Source organism: Wolbachia endosymbiont of Wiebesia pumilae (assembly GCF_017869285.1).
Lineage (GTDB): Bacteria > Pseudomonadota > Alphaproteobacteria > Rickettsiales > Anaplasmataceae > Wolbachia > Wolbachia pipientis.
In genome coordinates, this window is the sequence record NZ_CP054557.1 from 463405 (window position 1) to 482144 (window position 18740).

At 35.2% G+C, this 18740-nt stretch carries 18 protein-coding genes and 4 pseudogenes; 14 read left to right on the forward strand and 8 right to left on the reverse strand.

Annotated elements, in window-relative coordinates; translation table 11 throughout:
- Window positions 1-11 precede the first annotated feature (11 nt).
- Both leuS and HUB92_RS02400 read left to right on the forward strand, forming a co-directional pair.
- Window positions 12-2528, forward strand: coding sequence for a leucine--tRNA ligase (gene leuS / locus HUB92_RS02395; protein WP_209473182.1), 2517 nt, complete (start codon window positions 12-14; stop codon window positions 2526-2528).
- Between the two features lie 128 nt (window positions 2529-2656).
- Window positions 2657-3292, forward strand: coding sequence for a membrane protein (locus HUB92_RS02400; protein WP_010962341.1), 636 nt, complete (start codon window positions 2657-2659; stop codon window positions 3290-3292).
- A 429-nt stretch (window positions 3293-3721) separates the two neighbouring features.
- Here HUB92_RS02400 and HUB92_RS07240 read toward each other — a convergent pair.
- Window positions 3722-4799 (reverse strand): annotated as a pseudogene (locus HUB92_RS07240) (IS3 family transposase).
- A gap of 136 nt (window positions 4800-4935) precedes the next feature.
- Here HUB92_RS07240 and HUB92_RS02420 point away from each other — a divergent pair.
- The gene (locus tag HUB92_RS02420; protein ID WP_209473183.1) at window positions 4936-5643 is read left to right on the forward strand and encodes a pyridoxine 5'-phosphate synthase; all 708 of its coding nucleotides are present in this window, start codon (window positions 4936-4938) and stop codon (window positions 5641-5643) included.
- Here the strand turns inward: HUB92_RS02420 and HUB92_RS02425 are convergent.
- From HUB92_RS02425 to rplM, 3 genes are all read right to left on the reverse strand, one after another.
- Complete coding sequence (locus HUB92_RS02425; RefSeq protein WP_010082594.1) at window positions 5636-5947, reverse strand: HU family DNA-binding protein; 312 nt, start codon at window positions 5945-5947, stop codon at window positions 5636-5638. The two genes, HUB92_RS02420 and HUB92_RS02425, sit on opposite strands and share 8 nt — an antisense overlap.
- Before the next feature lie 146 nt (window positions 5948-6093).
- Window positions 6094-6549, reverse strand: coding sequence for a 30S ribosomal protein S9 (gene rpsI, locus HUB92_RS02430; RefSeq protein ID WP_006279875.1), 456 nt, complete (start codon window positions 6547-6549; stop codon window positions 6094-6096).
- A 10-nt stretch (window positions 6550-6559) separates the two neighbouring features.
- Window positions 6560-7018, reverse strand: a complete 459-nt coding sequence (rplM, locus tag HUB92_RS02435) for a 50S ribosomal protein L13 (protein ID WP_010082596.1) — start codon at window positions 7016-7018, stop codon at window positions 6560-6562.
- A gap of 129 nt (window positions 7019-7147) precedes the next feature.
- Here rplM and HUB92_RS02440 point away from each other — a divergent pair, with 129 nt between their 5' ends.
- From HUB92_RS02440 to HUB92_RS02475, 8 genes and pseudogenes are all read left to right on the forward strand, one after another.
- Complete coding sequence (locus HUB92_RS02440) at window positions 7148-8371, forward strand: TolC family protein (RefSeq protein ID WP_209473185.1); 1224 nt, start codon at window positions 7148-7150, stop codon at window positions 8369-8371.
- Between the two features lie 19 nt (window positions 8372-8390).
- Window positions 8391-8966 (forward strand): PopZ family protein, encoded by a 576-nt coding sequence (locus HUB92_RS02445; protein ID WP_010082598.1) that lies wholly within the window; start codon window positions 8391-8393, stop codon window positions 8964-8966.
- A gap of 76 nt (window positions 8967-9042) precedes the next feature.
- On the forward strand, window positions 9043-9621 hold the full coding sequence (locus HUB92_RS02450; protein ID WP_010962344.1) for an RlmE family RNA methyltransferase: 579 nt from the start codon (window positions 9043-9045) through the stop codon (window positions 9619-9621).
- Between the two features lie 145 nt (window positions 9622-9766).
- Window positions 9767-10711 (forward strand): annotated as a pseudogene (locus tag HUB92_RS02455) (IS481 family transposase); the annotation flags it as partial.
- A gap of 54 nt (window positions 10712-10765) precedes the next feature.
- Window positions 10766-11191 carry a head-tail connector protein gene (locus tag HUB92_RS02460; RefSeq protein WP_244663121.1) on the forward strand — a complete coding sequence of 142 codons (426 nt, stop codon included), beginning with the start codon at window positions 10766-10768 and terminating at the stop codon, window positions 11189-11191.
- Window positions 11192-11416: 225 nt separating this feature from the next.
- Window positions 11417-11827, forward strand: coding sequence for a DUF3168 domain-containing protein (locus HUB92_RS02465; protein WP_209473187.1), 411 nt, complete (start codon window positions 11417-11419; stop codon window positions 11825-11827).
- Entirely contained in the window at window positions 11802-12191 is a 390-nt protein-coding gene (locus HUB92_RS02470; RefSeq protein ID WP_209473189.1) for a phage tail tube protein, read from the forward strand. Before HUB92_RS02465 ends, HUB92_RS02470 begins: the two co-directional genes overlap by 26 nt.
- A 65-nt stretch (window positions 12192-12256) precedes the next feature.
- Window positions 12257-13042 (forward strand): hypothetical protein, encoded by a 786-nt coding sequence (locus HUB92_RS02475; RefSeq protein ID WP_070356729.1) that lies wholly within the window; start codon window positions 12257-12259, stop codon window positions 13040-13042.
- A gap of 463 nt (window positions 13043-13505) precedes the next feature.
- Here HUB92_RS02475 and HUB92_RS07245 read toward each other — a convergent pair.
- Both HUB92_RS07245 and HUB92_RS02495 read right to left on the reverse strand, forming a co-directional pair.
- Window positions 13506-14583, reverse strand: a pseudogene (locus HUB92_RS07245) (IS3 family transposase).
- A gap of 99 nt (window positions 14584-14682) precedes the next feature.
- A protein-coding gene (locus tag HUB92_RS02495; protein ID WP_410543339.1) for an IS5 family transposase occupies window positions 14683-15449 on the reverse strand; the annotation gives its coding sequence in 2 pieces (ribosomal slippage) (window positions 14683-15122 and window positions 15122-15449; 768 coding nt in all).
- Here HUB92_RS02495 and HUB92_RS02500 point away from each other — a divergent pair.
- The 3 genes and pseudogenes from HUB92_RS02500 to HUB92_RS02510 all read left to right on the forward strand — a co-directional run bounded on the left by HUB92_RS02500 (window position 15424) and on the right by HUB92_RS02510 (window position 17334).
- A complete protein-coding gene (locus HUB92_RS02500) occupies window positions 15424-15915 on the forward strand; it encodes an HNH endonuclease signature motif containing protein (protein ID WP_209473191.1) in 492 nt (163 codons plus the stop codon). The two genes, HUB92_RS02495 and HUB92_RS02500, sit on opposite strands and share 26 nt — an antisense overlap.
- Before the next feature lie 95 nt (window positions 15916-16010).
- A pseudogene (locus HUB92_RS02505) lies at window positions 16011-16322 on the forward strand (nuclease/transposase family protein); the annotation flags it as partial.
- A 7-nt stretch (window positions 16323-16329) separates the two neighbouring features.
- Window positions 16330-17334, forward strand: coding sequence for an Mrp/NBP35 family ATP-binding protein (locus HUB92_RS02510; RefSeq protein WP_209473193.1), 1005 nt, complete (start codon window positions 16330-16332; stop codon window positions 17332-17334).
- A 199-nt stretch (window positions 17335-17533) separates the two neighbouring features.
- Here the strand turns inward: HUB92_RS02510 and HUB92_RS02515 are convergent, their stop codons facing one another.
- A complete protein-coding gene (locus tag HUB92_RS02515; RefSeq protein ID WP_209472359.1) occupies window positions 17534-18490 on the reverse strand; it encodes an IS5 family transposase in 957 nt (318 codons plus the stop codon).
- A 24-nt stretch (window positions 18491-18514) separates the two neighbouring features.
- On the reverse strand, window positions 18515-18643 hold the full coding sequence (locus HUB92_RS06935; protein ID WP_256437790.1) for a hypothetical protein: 129 nt from the start codon (window positions 18641-18643) through the stop codon (window positions 18515-18517).
- Window positions 18644-18740: the final 97 nt, after the last annotated feature.

Genomic DNA, 18740 nt, shown 5'->3' on the forward strand with positions numbered 1-18740 from the left:
TTTGGATTTATATGAAATATGATTTTAAAAGTGTTGAAAAATTTTATCAAGATAAATGGGATTTTTCTGTAAGCAAGAGTGGTAAACAAGAAAAGTGTTACGTGTTGGAAATGTTTCCATATCCATCTGGTAAAATTCATATGGGACACTTACGTAACTATGCAATAGGGGATGTGATAGCGCGTTACAAGAGAGCTAATGGATTTGAGGTTTTGCATCCAATTGGCTGGGATGCGTTTGGATTACCAGCTGAGAATGCAGCAAGGGATAACAATATTAGCCCCGAAACATGGACAAAAGAGAATATAGATAATATGCGTACACAGTTGAAATCTATAGGTCTTTCTTATAATTGGGAGCGTGAACTCTCCACATGTGAGCCTGATTATTACAAACACGAACAAAAATTTTTCCTGGATTTTTTAAAGCATGGGCTTGCCTATCGAAAAGAATCATGGGTTAACTGGGATCCAGTGGACCAAACAGTGCTTGCAAATGAACAGGTGGTTGATGGAAAAGGATGGCGATCAGGTGCAGTTGTTGAAAAACGTAAGTTGTTCCAATGGTTTTTAAAGATTACTGATTTCGCTGAAGATTTACTCAAGTGCCTGCAAAGTTTGAAAAATTGGCCAGAAAAAGTCAAAACAATGCAGGAGCGTTGGATAGGAAAATCTGAAGGAGCAACTATAGAGTTTGAAGTAGTTGGCCTGAATAAGAAATTAAAAGTTTTTACAACTTATCCTCATACTTTGTTTGGGGCTTCTTTTTGTGCAGTGGCAGCAGAGCATCCTATTGTGCAGGATTTAAAGAATGGTTCTTCTGTTGTCATCCCAGTGCTTGACACTGGGATCCAGGAAATAAAATCAAAAAGAGAGAACGATGAAAAAATAGGAGTTTACACCGGATTAAACGTCAAACATCCATTTCTTGATAAGGAATTGCCGCTTTACATAGCGAATTTTGTGTTGATGGAATATGGGGAAGGCGCGATTTTTGGTTGCCCTGCACATGATCAGCGTGACTTTGAATTTGCACAGAAATATAATTTGCCGATAATTCCCGTTATTTCTTCAGCCCACTTAGGTGTCATTCCAGCGCGTGACCAGAATTCTTACAATGGATCCCAGTGTCAAGCTACTCAGATGACAAAGGAGGCGTATACTGGAGACGGGACAATGTTTAACTCCGAATTCTTAAACGGATTAATGGTTAGTGAAGCAAAGGAAGCCATAGTTAAAAAATTTGAAGAAAAAAAAATAGGCAAAAAAACAATAAACTATCGTTTGCACGATTGGGGAGTTTCAAGGCAGCGTTATTGGGGATGCCCTATACCTATCATATATTGCAAAGATTGCGGAACTGTTCCAGTGCCAGAAAAAGACCTTCCTGTAGTTCTACCAATAGATGTAGAATTTACAAGTGGTGGCAATCCGCTGGATAAGCACCCAACTTGGAAATTTGTTGATTGTCCAAAGTGCGGAAAGCAAGCAGAGCGTGAAACTGATACATTCGACACCTTTTTTGAATCTTCCTGGTATTTTGCTGCATTCTGTAGTGAAGATAAATCAATAGACAAAGATGCATGTAATCGTTTTATGCCTGTTGATTATTATATAGGTGGGATAGAACATGCAATTCTGCATTTGCTTTATTCAAGATTTTTCTGCCGTGCTTTAACCAAATGTGGCTATTTTGATATTAAAGAGCCTTTCTCTACTTTAATCACTCAAGGAATGGTCTGCCATGCAACTTATAAAGACGAAAATGGTAAGTGGCTATTTCCCGCAGAAGCAAAAGAATTAATAGCGCGAGGTGCAAAAGTTCAAGTGGGCAAAGTTGAAAAAATGAGCAAATCGAAAAAGAATACAGTTGACCCAAACTTTATCATAGAAAAGTATGGTGCTGATACTGCTCGCTTGTTTGTGTTGTCCGACACTCCTCCGGAGAAAGATATGGAATGGTCCGATGATGGCGTGGAAGGTTGTTCTCGTTATGTAAATAAATTGTGGCGTATGGTCATGCAGCTAAGACCTGTAAATATACACTATGATAATGAAAATGTTATGGGTGGACTTCTAGAGTACAGAAAAAAAATTCATAAACTCTTACACGGACTTACAGATGACTTGGAAAACTGCAGATTAAACTGTGTAGTGGCAAAATTTCGTGAGATGACGAATTTAATAGCTGAAATAGACGTAAAAACTGGAAAATCTCTTATTGATGAAGGTATATGTATATTAATCAGAGTAACCGAACCATTCATACCACATCTAGCTGAAAGCCTATGGCAAGAAATAGGAGGTCAACCTTGGCCAAAAGCTGATGAATCATTATTAGTTGACGATACGGTAACTATAGCAGTGCAAATCAATGGAAAATTACGTACAACAATCAAGGTGGCAATTAACTTACCTCAAGAAGAATTGAAGAAAATAGCGATAGACTCTGTGTCCAGTAAGATCGATCAAAGCAAAGTTCGCACTGTATATGCTGTACCAAATAAGATAGTAAATATAGTTATATAAAAGACCTGAGTAGTACGTTTTATATAATCTGATTTTATGGCTATACTTTTTTTGACATGTAGTTATATCTTTTTTAATATAAAGGATATATACTTATGCATTATATATTTTTTTGTATGAGGAGTTATATGAAAATAAAGAGATTGTGCGTTTTGGCTGTGTTGCTTACTTCATCTCTAGCAGGTGCAGCTAGTAATAGTGCAAGTAAGTCAGAAGATAAGTACTATGCAGGTTTAAACTTTGGTGCTGGTTGGGGTGGTGGCTTTAAAATGAAACCTGGTGTTGTTCTTGGTTACCATTATGACCAAAACTCTAAATTTGAACTTGAGGTTCTCAGTAATATTAAGTCATTAAAGAGCATAGGAGCTAGCTTATTGGCAAACTACCGCTTCTATCCTGACCTTGATATTGATCCCGTTAAACTATATGTCAGCGGAGGTTTAGGAGGATATCTCCAAATAACACCTTTTGGCTTTGGTGTTAGTGATACAGTTGATGGTGATGGCAATAGTTCACAAGAAGAAAAAGAAAAGGAAGAAGAAACACAAGGTGCTCCAGAATCAGGTGGTGAAGCTGCTGGTTCATCTGTAGTAGATAAAATACTGAGTTCTATTTCCTATAAACTAAAGTTAGGTGTTGATTATGAAATTACTCCGCAGATAATTGGTGCAGTTGGTATGACCATGGGTGGGCAACTAAGTGGTATAAAAGCAAAACAAATACCAGATGCAACTCTAGAGATAGGGGTACGTTATAATTTTTAATGCTGCTACTTAGTTCATAAAGGTAGAGACGATGTTGAGGATGAAATAAACAGCATTAAAAAAAATCCGAAAACGTATTTTCGAATATGGTTTTGAACGCTAGCTATAGATTAGAAAAATAACAAGAAAAAGGGTAAACATACTGTAATTGCTGTTGAATGATGGAGTCCATTATTTTAGCACGAAGTAACGAATTCAGTAGAATAAGTTCTTCAAAAATAATTTAAACTTTTATTAGTAGGAGCAGTCTCATGGAATATTATAGCGATCTCACTAAAAGAAACTTTTATAAGTATCGTTGATGAGAAAGGAAAAATTGTTAAGGAAGAAGTTGTTGCAAGAGAAAGTAAGGCAATAGCTGAATTTTTTCTTGGTCAAGGCAAAAATGACCTTACCCAGAAAAAGTGGAGAGAAAGTGTGGAATGTTTTTTACAAAAAGAATGATGCATCAAATTGTTCTGGAATGCAATAGTTAATAGTGACGTTGTTTGTTATAAAAAATTTCTATGTATTCAAATATTGCAGTTCTAGTGTGTTGAGCAGAGTGTTGTGAAGTATCAATAAGTATTTCTCTTTTCAATGAGCTAAAGAAGCTTTCTGCAACAGAATTGTCGTAACAACAGCCTTTATTACTCATCTATATTCTTTACAGCTAAGAGATATTGATACCCTTGCGCAGTATATTGTGAACCTTGGTCACTGTGCAGCAGTAGATTTTTAACAGGTTTACGCCTATTAATGGCCATTAATAAAGAGTTCATAACCAATTGTTTATTTATTGCACTACTCATTAACTACCATACGTGAGAATTATTGCTGCCAAATATAGCCATCCCTCCTTGGTTTTGATGTAAGTAATCCCATACTTTATTTGGTTGATCAACAATAAAGTTTTGATCTAGTATATTGGGAGCTACAGCTCTATTATCTGTTTGTTGTTTTTTAATTTTAAACTTTCTTCTCAGTATAGCCCTGATGTCATTTTTCTGCATAATACTTTGCACCGTTTTCAAATTGCAACTTTTACCCAAAGCCTTCAATTCAGCATGAATTTTAGGAGCTCCATATCTACATTTAGAAACTTGATATATTTTTTGAATAGCTTCGAGTAGCTCTTTATTTGCTGATTCTCTACTGCTTATTTTTCTTGTGGTCCACTTATAGTAGCCACTAGCAGAAAATCCTACATAATTCCTGTACTTTATAGCAGTTACTATATAAAAAAATATTTTACTCTTTTTGACTGGCCAGGGCTTTTTTTTAAATGTCTCTTTCCCTTGTTACTCTTGCTTTGTAAATCAAACCTCTCTTTGTCATAAGGTGCTACATCTGGAAATGCATTTGCCGCCGACTTTTTTTCGTTGTGTTTCTTTATCCATTTTCCTAATAAACCACCCTTTATTCCTAAATCTCTTGCTATTTTTGTAATTGTTTGACCTGCCTTTCTTTGTTCATTTGCCAGTTTAACAGCTTCCAATTTGAATTCTGCCGTATATTCTCTTACCATTTCTAATCCTCCAAAATTTTATTTTACCCAAAAAAACTCTTTTCTTTCTCTCCACTTTTTCTGGGTAAGGTCAAACAATGACTATGCAAAAAACCTAATAACATGTATAATCTATAAATAATTTCTGAGGTAGATTGTGAAACTAGGTGTTAATATCGATCACGTTGCAACCCTCCGCAACGCACGCGGAACTTCTTATCCAGATCCATTGAAAGCAGCAGAAATAGCCATTGACGCTGGAGCAGACTTTATTACTGTACACTTACGAGAAGATAGAAGGCATATTAGAGATGAAGACGTATTTAACCTAAAAAAAAGCATTAGCACTGAGCTAAATCTTGAAATTGCAGCCACGGAAGAAATGCTTGAAATAGCAAAAAAGGTAAAACCCTATTCGATTAGTATAGTACCAGAAAAAAGAGAAGAATTAACAACCGAAGGTGGCCTGGATATCGTGAATATGCACAGTAAACTTTCTAGTATAATAGAGGAAATGCATAGCTCTAGCATAAAAGTCTCACTGTTTATCGATCCAAATATTGATCAACTAAAATATCTTGAAAAGCTAGGGACAAAACCTGACATAATAGAAATTCACACAGGGGATTACTGTGATAATCCATCAGAAAAAAAGTTACAGTTAATTACTAATGCTGCAGAGTACGTCAATAAATTAGGAATAGAATGCCACGCAGGACATGGCATAACTTATAAACACGCTAAGAAGATGACAAGAATACCTTACATCTCAGCTCTTAACATAGGCCACTATTTAACTAGCGAAGCTGTATTTTACGGCTTACACAGCGTAGTAAAAACAATGAAAATGACAATGTCTAACTAACTGCTGCTTTTTCCTTCTCATTTAAAATACTTAAAAGAGTTTGGCTTGCTTTAAATTTTACCCTTGTCTTTTTAGGAACAGTCATGATCTGACCACTTTGGGGGTTACGACATTGTTTTTCCTGACTGATAGCAGTAGAAAATGTTCCTATTCCATGCAAACGTATTTCACCTTTCCCATGCAGCTCATTCTTTATTATTTTAATAAACGCATCATGAATCTTGCTCAAATCAGATTTTGTTATATCTATATTCTGACTAGAACAATCTTCCTTTAATTGTTTTATTATATCTTCTTTACTCATAAATTACCTTAATATTGAAAAAATCACATAAACAGCATATTATGTTGACACCGATAGTCAACTAAATCCATCACAAAAATAGAGGATATCATACATTTTTGCAAATATTTGTATAATACTTACAAAAAAACACCCCTATAAAATAACTATCTCTTAGAAAATTGACACTTTTTCCGAGCTTTATGTTGACCATATTTCTTACGTTCAACAACACGTGAATCTCTAGTTAAGAACTCACCATTACGTAGTATAGAATGCAAATCTTGGCTTACACTACTTAAAGCTCTGCTTATTCCATGAGCTAGAGCACCTGCTTGACCAGATAGCCCTCCACCTTTTACAGTTGCAAATACATCGTATTTATCCAATGTGGAAGTTGCAACAAATGGCATTTTTACTATTTGGCACACTGACTCTCTTTTAAAATAAGAAATTAGATCGCCTTTTTTGTTAACACTAAATTTTCCACTCCCCGGCTTTATCCATACTCTTGCTACAGATTCTTTTCTTCGGCCTGTAGCATATAAACGACCAAGCGAATCAACTGCTGATTTAATTGTCTTTTCTGACCAATCATTGTTATTTATTGTAGAACTCTTCATTTTTACTCCATTACTTTTTATTTTTACGATTCAAAGAGGCAAAATCTATCTTTTCAGGTTGCTGTCCTTGATGCTTATGCTCTGAACCAGAATAAACATACAAATTTTCAAAGCGTCTACGTGCCATAGGCCCATCATCAAGCATCCTTTTCACTGCCATTTCTATTACACGCTCAGGAAATTTGCCATTTAAAATATTATCTGGAGTAGTTTTCTTCAAACCACCAGAATAACCTGTATGCTTATAGTAAATTTTATCTTTAAGCTTCTTTCCGGTGAAATGCACCTTTTCTGCGTTGATAATAATTACATTATCGCCACAATCCATATGAGGTGTATACTCAGGTTTATGCTTTCCACGTAATAGTGTCGCTACAAATGCTGCAAGCCTCCCTACCACTAATCCTTCTGCATCTATGACAAACCACTTTTTATTGATTTGTTTCTCCTTTAAGAAAAAAGTCTTCATTATTTGATCCAACAATAGTAAGCTATGATATACTTAATTTCTCAATAGTGTCAACAATATTAGTTATTGATTATTAAAGTAATTTATGTTAGTAATTGAGCTGCGCAACCAATATGCATAGGAATTAGAATGTTTCGATTGATTATCACACTTGCGATCATTTTTAATACTATAAGTTGCTATGCAACCGATGTGGGAGAAGTGATAAGCAAAGCCATCAAAAATAGCTCAAAAATAAAGTCTCAATTTTACCAATATAAAAGCGCAGAAAAACACTATAAATCTTCTGGGTTAGCTGGATTTTTACCTGACATTAATTTGCAATACAATTTCGATAGTAACTTTAATCTTGATACATCTGAAAAAAAACTTACATTGCGCCAGAAATTAATCGATGGCGGTGGTACCTTTGCCACATTCAGTCGATCAAGCCATCTTCTCAAAGCAGAAAAGATGCGATTTCAGCAATTAAAACAAGAGCTTGCACTTAATGCTGTGAAAGCATATGTTAATGTTTTACAAAAGACAGAAATATTAAAGCTCAGAGAACATAAAGAACGCGTTTCTTTGGAACATTTGTCAGCTATGAAAAAACGCTTTTCCCTTGGAGAGGTAACCAATGCTGAAGTTTTGTTAGCAAAAGCAAAATTTTCGTCTTCTATATCCGAAAGAGTTGATGCTGAAGGTAAATTAAAGTTGGTAAATATTGCTTATTATCATTTGATTGGCGAAGATGCTGATGACCTTTCTGAAGCTAATGATAAACTACCTTCTGTTCCAGAGCTAAATGAATGTTTACAGTTAGCAAAAACCAATAATTTATCTCTAAAAGCAGCAGTTTATCAAAAAAGAGCAGCCGGAATCGAAGTGATTGTTGAAAGCTCTAAGTGGCTTCCTTCTTTAAATCTAAGTGCAAGCAAAAATTTTGGGGAGGATGGTATGAAGGTAGACAAACTATTAGAAAATGTTCATGTAGTTTTTATTCTTGATGTTCCAATCTTTAAGAGAGGAGTTAATGCTTTTGGTGTCAGTAAAGCTAAAATGGATGCAAAAAAATCTACCTACGATTATTATGAAACGGTAAAAAATATAGAACAAGCAGTTGTAAATGCTTGGAATAATGTGTTGACAGCAAAGGCCATTATCAAAGCAAGTCAAGAAGCGGAAAAAGCAGCAGCTCTAGCATTGGAAGGAGTTGAGCAAGAAGTAAACTTAAATTTAAAGAGTACATCTGACCTTTTGGACACTGAAGATGCATTATTTAAAGCACGTTCAGACTTAGTTGAAGCAAAAAGCAATTATGTGATTAGTGTTTACAACTTGCTTTTTATGATAAATAGTATAAACCTCTAAATTTAATGGTATTAGCACTATGCATGATGAACAAGGTAATCAATCTGTAAAAGATATCCTAGAAGATATAAAAAAAGCTATATCGGGTAAAAACGCGAGTAACGATAAAGCAGAAATAAAGGATGAAAATGATGATGTGCTATACCTTGAGGAAGAGTATCCAGAAGAAATAGAAGAAGATGGCAAAAAAGAAAATAATGAAAAAGAGGACATTGATAATGATGACCAAAGTGAGGAAATGGCTTGCAACAATAACCAATTTAATGGCCATAGCTACAATTCAGAAGAAAAAAAAGATATTTATTTGTACGATAATATCCAAATGAGTAATAACAAAGCGAGTAATAGCGGCTTACAAGCGCAAAATAACGATCATCTAATTTTAAAAGAGAATATGGAAGAGATCAAAGCGTTGCTTGGAAAAATGCAAAACGAATTACAGCATAAACAACAAAAAAAAGCGAACCTTACTGTTGAAGAATTAGTTACATCTCTTTTAAAACCTCAGCTCTCAGAATGGCTGAATAAATATCTACATGCACTGGTAAAAGAAGTAGTTGAAAAAGAGCTTAAAGATATAATCAATAATAAGTAGGGTATTAGCAATAAAAACTAGAGTAAAGACGGCTAGAGGCAGAAAACTATCTTCAACAAGGTGGCTACATCGTCATTTGAATGATCAGTATGTGCAAAAAACTAGCAAGGATGGTTATAGGTCACGCTCAGCATATAAGCTGGTAGAAATGGATAACAAATTTAAATTATTCCAAGAAGGGCAAAAAATTATTGATCTTGGTGCTTCTCCTGGTGGATGGTCACAAGTTGCATCTCAGAAAGGTGCAAATGTGGTTGCTCTTGACATAAAACCAATGAACGCAATTAATGGAGTAGAGTTTATACAATGTGATATTATCAATGAGTTTGAAATTTTAAGAGAAAAATTCAAGGATCAAAAATTTGATGTAATTTTATCTGACATGGCGCCCGAATCTTGTGGTTTAAAATCGTTGGATCATATCAGAATTATGCTTTTATGCGAAGCAGCGCTCAATTTTGCAAAGCATTTCTTGAGTCATGGTGGCACGTTTGTAGTAAAAATTTTCCAAGGAGAATCTGACAAAGATTTTTGTAACGAGCTAAAAAAAATGTTTAAAACAGTAAAATACTTTAAACCAAAGTCAAGTAGATCTGAATCTACAGAAATGTATTTGGTAAGTTTAGGCTTTATTGGCAGCAAACCTTCTATATAATATTAATCTAGGTAGTCCGCAGAAACAAAAAACTTGCTTGACAAACCTCGCCAGCCCCCTTATCATGAAACTGAAGCTTATGTACAGTCCCAGAGTGTGATGGTATGATAAAATATGAGAAAAAAATACCATCAAAGGAGGAGTTATGGGACAAATATTGCATGGGTGCGCCAAAACAACACAGACGATTCGTAGAGCAATACAAAATAGAAAAGAGAGCATAGCAAAACTCTCCAAGCATTATAACCTTAATCCAAAAACTATTATTAAGTGGAGAAAACGTTCATTTACGAAAGATGCTGATATGGGTCCAAAGCGTCCAAGATCGACTGTTTTAACGCTAGAAGAGGAAGCTATAATAGTTACATTTCGCAAGTATACACTACTGCCACTAGATGATTGCCTTTACGCTCTGCAGTCTACAATTCCGCATTTGACTCGCTCTAGCTTGCATCGTTGTTTACAAAGACACAACATTAGCAGATTACCAACTGTTGATGGAGAAGTTAAGTCAAAAAAGAAATTCAAACAATATCCTATCGGTTACTTTCATATTGATATTGCTGAAGTTAGAACTGAGGAGGGCAAATTACATTTGTTTGTTGCTATTGATAGGACATCCAAATTTACCTATGTTGAGTTGCGTAACAGTGCTACAAAACCCATAGCTGCTGAGTTCTTACGTAATTTGATTAGAATTTTACCGTATAAAATCCATACTATTTTGACAGATAACGGTATACAATTTACAAACCAGAAGCGTCATAAGTATGCTTTCCAACATATATTTGATAGAGTTTGCGAAGGGAATGTTATTGAACATCGTTTGACAAAAGTTAGCCATCCTTGGACGAATGGGCAAGTCGAGCGTATGAATAAAACTTTAAAGGATGCTACAGTTAAGAAGTATTACTATCAATCGCACCAGCAACTTAAAGAACACCTTTATAACTTTGTTATGGCTTATAATTATGCAAAGAGACTCAAAACTCTTAAGGGTCTTACTCCTTATGAATTTATATGTTATCAGTGGACACAGTCTCCAGAATTATTTATACTAAATCCACACCATCACACTCTGGGACCATACATCTTAGAAGAGGTTAAATCTTTTTTACGCATTGAGAACGACCAGGATGATAAGTTGATTTCAGATCTAATTTTTATGGCAACTGATTACGCTGAATGGCATATGGAAAAGTCACTGGTGAAACAAACATGGCAAGTTTCATATGAAGATTATGTACCTCGTAGGATCTATTTAAGCTATGGCCCTGTGAGTAAGATAGTATTGGCTACTGCAATGATGTCTAAAAATCAAGAGAAGAGTACACTTAAGTATTATTTTAGTGATGTAGGGGGCTACGTTGAGTTTTTCAATTGTTTGAATGCAATAAGAGTTGATGTTGTATACGAAGCTGGTTATGACAATGTTCCTGAGCAGATAAAACTAGGTATTATGCGGCATGTTTCTGCTCTTTACAAAAATCGTGAATCGGAGGTAAGTAGCCATTTATCTGAAGTGAAGAAGGTATATTCTCCATTTCGCGAACCAAAGGTTGTTTTGTAGCTCTTTCTGGTCATTCAAACTGGGCTACTACGTCATACCGTTACGGATAGATCCCGCTAACAAGCAGCGGGATGACGAGGTATAAACCTTATCGTCATACCGCCGCGGTATCTCAGCCGCTAACACGTAGCGGAATGACAGCAGTCCTACGTCATACCGTCACGGATAGATCCCGCTAACAAGTAGCGGGATGACGAGTTTCTATATATCTTTCGAGGGTTAATTATGAAAAAAATTCAAGCTATAAACGAGTTGTACAGTAGCATTTATGAAGCACTAAAAGCAAACTCTGATTTAAGGAAATATGTTACTAACATTTATGACTACTTACCTAAACAGGTCACCATTCCTTACCTGAGATTGCGTGTAGTGAATTATAATAACCTGCATATGCTGTCCAATTTTGCTACAAAGGCAAGATTTTCATGCGACATATATACTTATCATATAGACAGTATGTTTGCCATTATAAGGCATATTCACTTGATACTTAAGAGCATTGAAGGTTTTAATAATGAGGCCATTTTAGAAAGTAATTGTGCTATGGATCAGCACGATGAAATTTTACATTCAACAATTAATTTTGATATTTTAATAAAAGGAGGTGATAATGAGCAAATTACAGCTAAAAATTAAAGATCATGACAATAATTTTATTGTGTTAAATAATATAAGAAACCTAAGGTTTACTTTGCGTAATAACAGAGAAGAGGTGAAAGATATTTCTTCTTTTGGCTGGAGGAAAGTGCTCGATTGTGCTGGAAGCAGACACATTACGATAAAAATTAATGGAATTTTAGACTCTGTATTAGCTGATGAATTATTACGTAATTCTGCTATGCTAAACTCTAATAATGATTATGAAATTAGTTTTAATGCTAAGGAAAAGATAAGGCTTAGGTGTTCAGTTGAATTGTATGAGAGGTATTATGATCCTGTTACTTTTGACAGCTTTACTGTAGTTTTAACTAGTGCTGAAGTTGTAAACGCTTTTCATTAATGTTAATTTAATTTTTTCATATACAATAATAACTGGTGAGAATTTTAACTAAATTAAAAAAAATCATGAATGACGAAAACCTTTTCGAGGAAGACGGTGATAATATTGAAGAAAATAACGATGATAAAAGAGAGAGAAGTTTAGAAAATGAAAATCAGCAAAATCAAGAAGAACAACACAAAGAGGAAGATAAGCAATACATAATACAGTATATTCAAGACTATTTGAAAGTTTTTGAGGATATTCTAAATCAGATCGACGAAGGAATTGATAATTCGGATAGTTACGAAAGGACTATGCAAATAAAGCGAAGCATAGACAGGCTCATAGAGACTTTATATAGTCAGGCTGCGTCCGAAGATATTGATGCAGAATTTGAAACTACCAAACACACTCGCGATAAATCAGAATCTATGAAAAGAGTTAGAGAGAAGAGAAGAAAGCAAGTGATAGAAGAAGTATTAAGTAGCATGTTTGCCCAGCAACAAAAGGAGCTAATGAACGCTAAACACTTAAGTCATGGACATGAAACAGCAAAAGATGGGGATGTCCACGAAGCAAAGGAAAAAGTGAAGTCTTCAATCAGGGGAGTGTTGTTTTCGGTGATTGCTCATAGGATGGATCCAAGAAGGAGGGCAGGGGAAACTGCTGACGGTAACGAAAAGCAAGCTCATATATATGGCAGGGAAGCAGTTGGTGGAGCTTTAGGTGCATTGTTAAAAACGTTTTTAACAGCAGTTATTGCCGTTGTGCGTGAAATTGCTAAGCCACTTCAGAAACCGGAAACATCTTTTGCAAAACAAGTTGAAGAAAGCAGAAACGCAGATTCACAAAAGGGTCGATCTGTGTAGATTTCTCCTTGTAATAATCTTTCGATTCTACTGTCTGTTAATTCAAATTAGGGTTATAAAATTTTAGAAGCCAGCTCTTATATAACCAATTTATAGCAAGAAATTACGATACAAAAATCAGCGTCCGTTAGAAAATAAACATAACACAGGGTGATAGAGTTGCCCCTATCCATAAGCGTCAGTTAAGCTCAAAATTGTAAGCTTAAAATATGGTTGAATAATTATTAATAATAGTATATAATTATTAACGTTTTTCAGGCATTTTTGTTATGGGTGCGCCAAGTAAGCGTTTAGAATACAGTTGGTGAAAATCCAACTTAGGCAAAGTCTAGCCAACAGCCTAGAACAGACCATTATGCTGCGTGAGGTAACGAGCGTAGTAAAGCTAATGGAATGGACAATATAGGGTGCAATGAAAAATGACCTTACCCAGAAAAAGTGGAGAGAAAGTGTGGAATGTTTTTTACAAAAAGAATGATGCATCAAATTGTTCTGGAATGCAATAGTTAATAGTGACGTTGTTTGTTATAAAAAATTTCTATGTATTCAAATATTGCAGTTCTAGTGTGTTGAGCAGAGTGTTGTGAAGTATCAATAAGTATTTCTCTTTTCAATGAGCTAAAGAAGCTTTCTGCAACAGAATTGTCGTAACAACAGCCTTTATTACTCATCTATATTCTTTACAGCTAAGAGATATTGATACCCTTGCGCAGTATATTGTGAACCTTGGTCACTGTGCAGCAGTAGATTTTTAACAGGTTTACGCCTATTAATGGCCATTAATAAAGAGTTCATAACCAATTGTTTATTTATTGCACTACTCATTAACTACCATACGTGAGAATTATTGCTGCCAAATATAGCCATCCCTCCTTGGTTTTGATGTAAGTAATCCCATACTTTATTTGGTTGATCAACAATAAAGTTTTGATCTAGTATATTGGGAGCTACAGCTCTATTATCTGTTTGTTGTTTTTTAATTTTAAACTTTCTTCTCAGTATAGCCCTGATGTCATTTTTCTGCATAATACTTTGCACCGTTTTCAAATTGCAACTTTTACCCAAAGCCTTCAATTCAGCATGAATTTTAGGAGCTCCATATCTACATTTAGAAACTTGATATATTTTTTGAATAGCTTCGAGTAGCTCTTTATTTGCTGATTCTCTACTGCTTATTTTTCTTGTGGTCCACTTATAGTAGCCACTAGCAGAAAATCCTACATAATTCCTGTACTTTATAGCAGTTACTATATAAAAAAATATTTTACTCTTTTTGACTGGCCAGGGCTTTTTTTTAAATGTCTCTTTCCCTTGTTACTCTTGCTTTGTAAATCAAACCTCTCTTTGTCATAAGGTGCTACATCTGGAAATGCATTTGCCGCCGACTTTTTTTCGTTGTGTTTCTTTATCCATTTTCCTAATAAACCACCCTTTATTCCTAAATCTCTTGCTATTTTTGTAATTGTTTGACCTGCCTTTCTTTGTTCATTTGCCAGTTTAACAGCTTCCAATTTGAATTCTGCCGTATATTCTCTTACCATTTCTAATCCTCCAAAATTTTATTTTACCCAAAAAAACTCTTTTCTTTCTCTCCACTTTTTCTGGGTAAGGTCAGTCTTTAGAACCTGTCTTGAAAGGAACTAAGCAGCTAATTTAGCAAGCATAATAGTAATCATATTAAAGGAGATATTAGTTTTTGAAGTAAGAGGAGAATGCTCATAATCCTTGCTCATACGTCTAAAATTGGAAAGCCAAGCAAAAGTTCTTTCAACAATCCACCGTTTAGGAATAACTTGAAATCCTACAGCATCAGCTGCTTTTTTAGTAATCGTCAATAAACATCCTGTTTTCAATAAACAGTAATTTTGCAATTTACCAATATATCCCTGATCAGCGAGAAACCTTTGTAGCGTTGAAGCTTTTCGTTTAGCTTGAGTAAAAAGATTTAGAGCACCATCACGATCTTGAATGCCTGCACTATGAACATCAGCTGTAATAATTAGGCCTATTGTATCCACAATGATGTGACGTTTTCTACCCTTTATTTTCTTGCCAGCATCATATCCTCTGGATCCCCTTTTTGAGTGGTTTTCACTGATTGACTGTCAATTATTCCTACCGAAGGTATTTCATTTTTGCCAACCATTTTTCTTACCTTTTTTACTAACATATCGTGTATTTCTTCCAATTTGCCACTATTACGCCACCTGAGAAAATAATCATACACCGTTTTCCATGGCGGAAAATCTTTTGGCAGCATTCTCCACTGGCAACCACCTTTCATTATGTATCTTATTGCATTAATAATTGTTCTAATATTGTGCTTTCTTGGCCGTCCTACTGCACCTTGTGCAACACTTGGCTCCAAAATTTCCCATTCTTTGTCACTTATATCACTTGGATACATTTTTACCTACTATTTTTTACTTATCTCATCATATTCTCTTTCTCATTTCTTTTCAAGACAGGCTCTTAGGCACCCAAACAAAGGGAAATGCTGGATAAAAAGAAAATACTTTAAAAAGTATAATAACGATAACTGGCGTTTTATGACAAGTAACAAGATACATTTTATTATACACAGCGATCATGTTATTAAACGACATATCAAAGTGCAAAAAACCAGATCTCCATATGATGGTGATTGGGTTTATTGGGGTAAACGTCTGAGAAAAATACCAGATAAGCCATTAAGAGTAATAAAACTATTGAAGTTACAACAAAGTAAATGTGATAATTGTAGACTATGGTTTAAAAGTGATGATACAATAGAAATACATCACAAAGACCGGAATAGACGAAACAACATGATCAAAAACTTATCTTTGTTACATGGACATTGTCACGATGAATTACACAGGAGGTGTGCATGAAAAGCTCCAAATTGGAGAGAAGCCGTATGAGGCGCAAAGTCTCACGTACGGTTTTGAAGTCGAGTGAGGAGGGGCGACCTTCTTCACTTAGACAACAATATGCAGATGAAACTACGGAAGAAGACTTAAGGAAAATAGCAGAAAAAGCACCAATAATAAAGTTAGCCTACGATGAATTAGACAGGTTTAGCTGGAATGAAAAAGATTTAGTAGCATATGAAGAAAGAATAATGGATCTGCGGAAAGAAGAAGGCATCCTCGCTAAAAAACTTGATGAGGGAAAGATTGAAGGAAAGATTGAAGTAGCAAAAAACCTACTTAAGGCTGACATCTCTATTGATATTATCTCTCAGACAACCGGCCTTCCTCAAGCTGAGATTAAACGACTTCAGGAAGAAATCACCTAAAAGGCTAATGATCAACGAAAAAATTGTAAGAGAGAACTTAAAAAAAGTCATAGAGCAAAAAAGCGGTAAAGATGTGATCGCTCTTGGCATAATATCCTCAATTATTATTAAAGGTCAAGATGTTGGTTTTGTGCTTGAAGTTGCCGGTAACACGCAAGCAAATGAAGAATTAAGAAGAAATTGTGAGCAAGCTGTTAAAGCTATACCGGGGGTGACAAAAGTGACCGTGGTTGCTACTTGTCAAAAACAAACTGGGCAACAAAAAGCTAAATTACATATCGAAGGAGTGAAAAATATAATCGTTGTGGCCTCTGGTAAAGGCGGTGTGGGCAAGTCCACAGTTGCGCTAAATCTTGCTCTCTCATTAGCAAAGTTAAAACACAAAGTTGCGCTGGTTGATGCAGATATATATGGTCCTTCAATTCCTAAAATGCTTGGCGCTGAAAAATTAAAGCCAGAAATACAGGATAGTAAAGCAATGCCTATAGAAAAGTATGGACTGCATACTATTTCAATTGGCTATTTTATCGATAAAGATCGTGCAGCAATATGGCGCGGACCTATGATTACAAAAGCACTTTATAGTCTGCTAATGGGAACAAAATGGTCCGATATAGAGTATTTGATAATTGATACACCACCTGGAACTGGCGATGTGCATTTAAGTCTTATGGAAAATTTTAACTTAACTGGGGCGATAATAGTTTCAACTCCACAGGAGCTCTCTTTAATCGATGCTCGCAAAATTTATGATATGTTTACAAAGCTCAGCGTACCGGTTATTGGCATTGTAGAAAATATGAGTTATTTCATTCAAAGCAGCTCAAAAATATACATATTTGGAAAAGACGGTGCAAAAAAAATGTCTGAGGAGCTGGGCATCAAACTTCTAGGCAGAGTTCCTCTAGATCCACAAATATGCCATGCTTCTGATTGCGGAAATCCTTTAATGTTAAGTGAGGATTTGGCAGAGATTTATGAAGACATTGCTCAAAGTATAGTTAAACAATAGAATAAGCGTGAGAAACATGCGAATCAAAGTCCTCTTTTGTTAGTTACAAAATAGACTGCTTGCATAACCATTATTTACATGAAAAATTAGCAGCTTTTGTCATTCCAGCGCGTGACGCTGGAATCCAGAAAAAAAGAAGAATGGATCCCAGTGGGCTTTGTTGCATTGCTCTTCGGATAGTAGGTAACGCACAATAAATTTATGAAGCTATCTCAAATTTAGCCATACCAATATCAGTGAACTTATTGAGCAAATAGCATTTAACAAGTAGTTCCTTCTCTCTATTTGTCTCAGATTTATTCCTAAAACTAAACCCGAATGTTTGTTTCAGTCGCGAGAAAAAACTTTCTATATAAGATCTTTTTCCATAACTCATCTCTTTTTTCCACTTCTTTATACTATCTTCATCATATGACTTTATGAGCTTGACTGCAGAATTTCTCTCAGCCATATAGTCTAACTTTGGATGCTCTGCTGCGTTGTTTTTCGGAGGAATTTTCGTTTTTATACCATATTGATTACACAGCTTATAGAGCTTTTCTCTGTCATATGCCCTATCTGCATATAGTACTTTTATGACATACTGAAAATCGACTTCTTTTAGCAAATCACAAGCTCCATAGTGATCAGAGTAGACACCGTTACTGTATTTTACAGCTATGGCTTTTTTGCTGTTTGTATTCAACATTACATGCAATTTTCTTGTCTGTTCATAGCTGCGATACTTTCTATCTTCGCTATTTTCTTTGCTATGACCAGGAGTGTTGTTGTATATACTAATTCCTGTACTGTCTATAGCAATTTCGATATCTTCCATATTATTTTTATCAATTCTGCAATCATTGATCTTAATATTGAGTTTCTTAAACCTTCTTGATGATTGTGAATAGCTGATAACTTGCAAATTTTTCCCAATTTGCTCAAGGTATCCTGCTATAAACCCAACTGTTTGCCTCAGGCCTATTCTAAATAAACAAGTTATTATGTGCACCAAAATTACAACTTTATCGCTATAAATATTGTTGCCACCTGGTATTTTTGGACCATTCTCGTACCACTTTTCTATGGCTTCGTTGATATAATGAAAAATATTTCCTCTTTTTTCTAGAAATTTGTTATATTCGCTATGGTTACTGACCCTCATTTTTTGTGGCATATTTTTTCTTTCAAGGTTAAATGGCTATTTTATAATGAATTTTGTCAGTAGCCACCAGATTTTTTCAGTTGCTATGCAACAAAGCCATCCCAGTGTCAAGCACTGGGATGACACCTTTATGTTTGAGGCAAAACCGGCCATAGCATTTAACACACTGCCTTCGCAAAATGTTCGTACAGTTGTTCGTTACGTGCTGGAATGACAAGGTGGAGTGTCTTTAGATGTCATCCAAGTAGCTGACACTGGGATC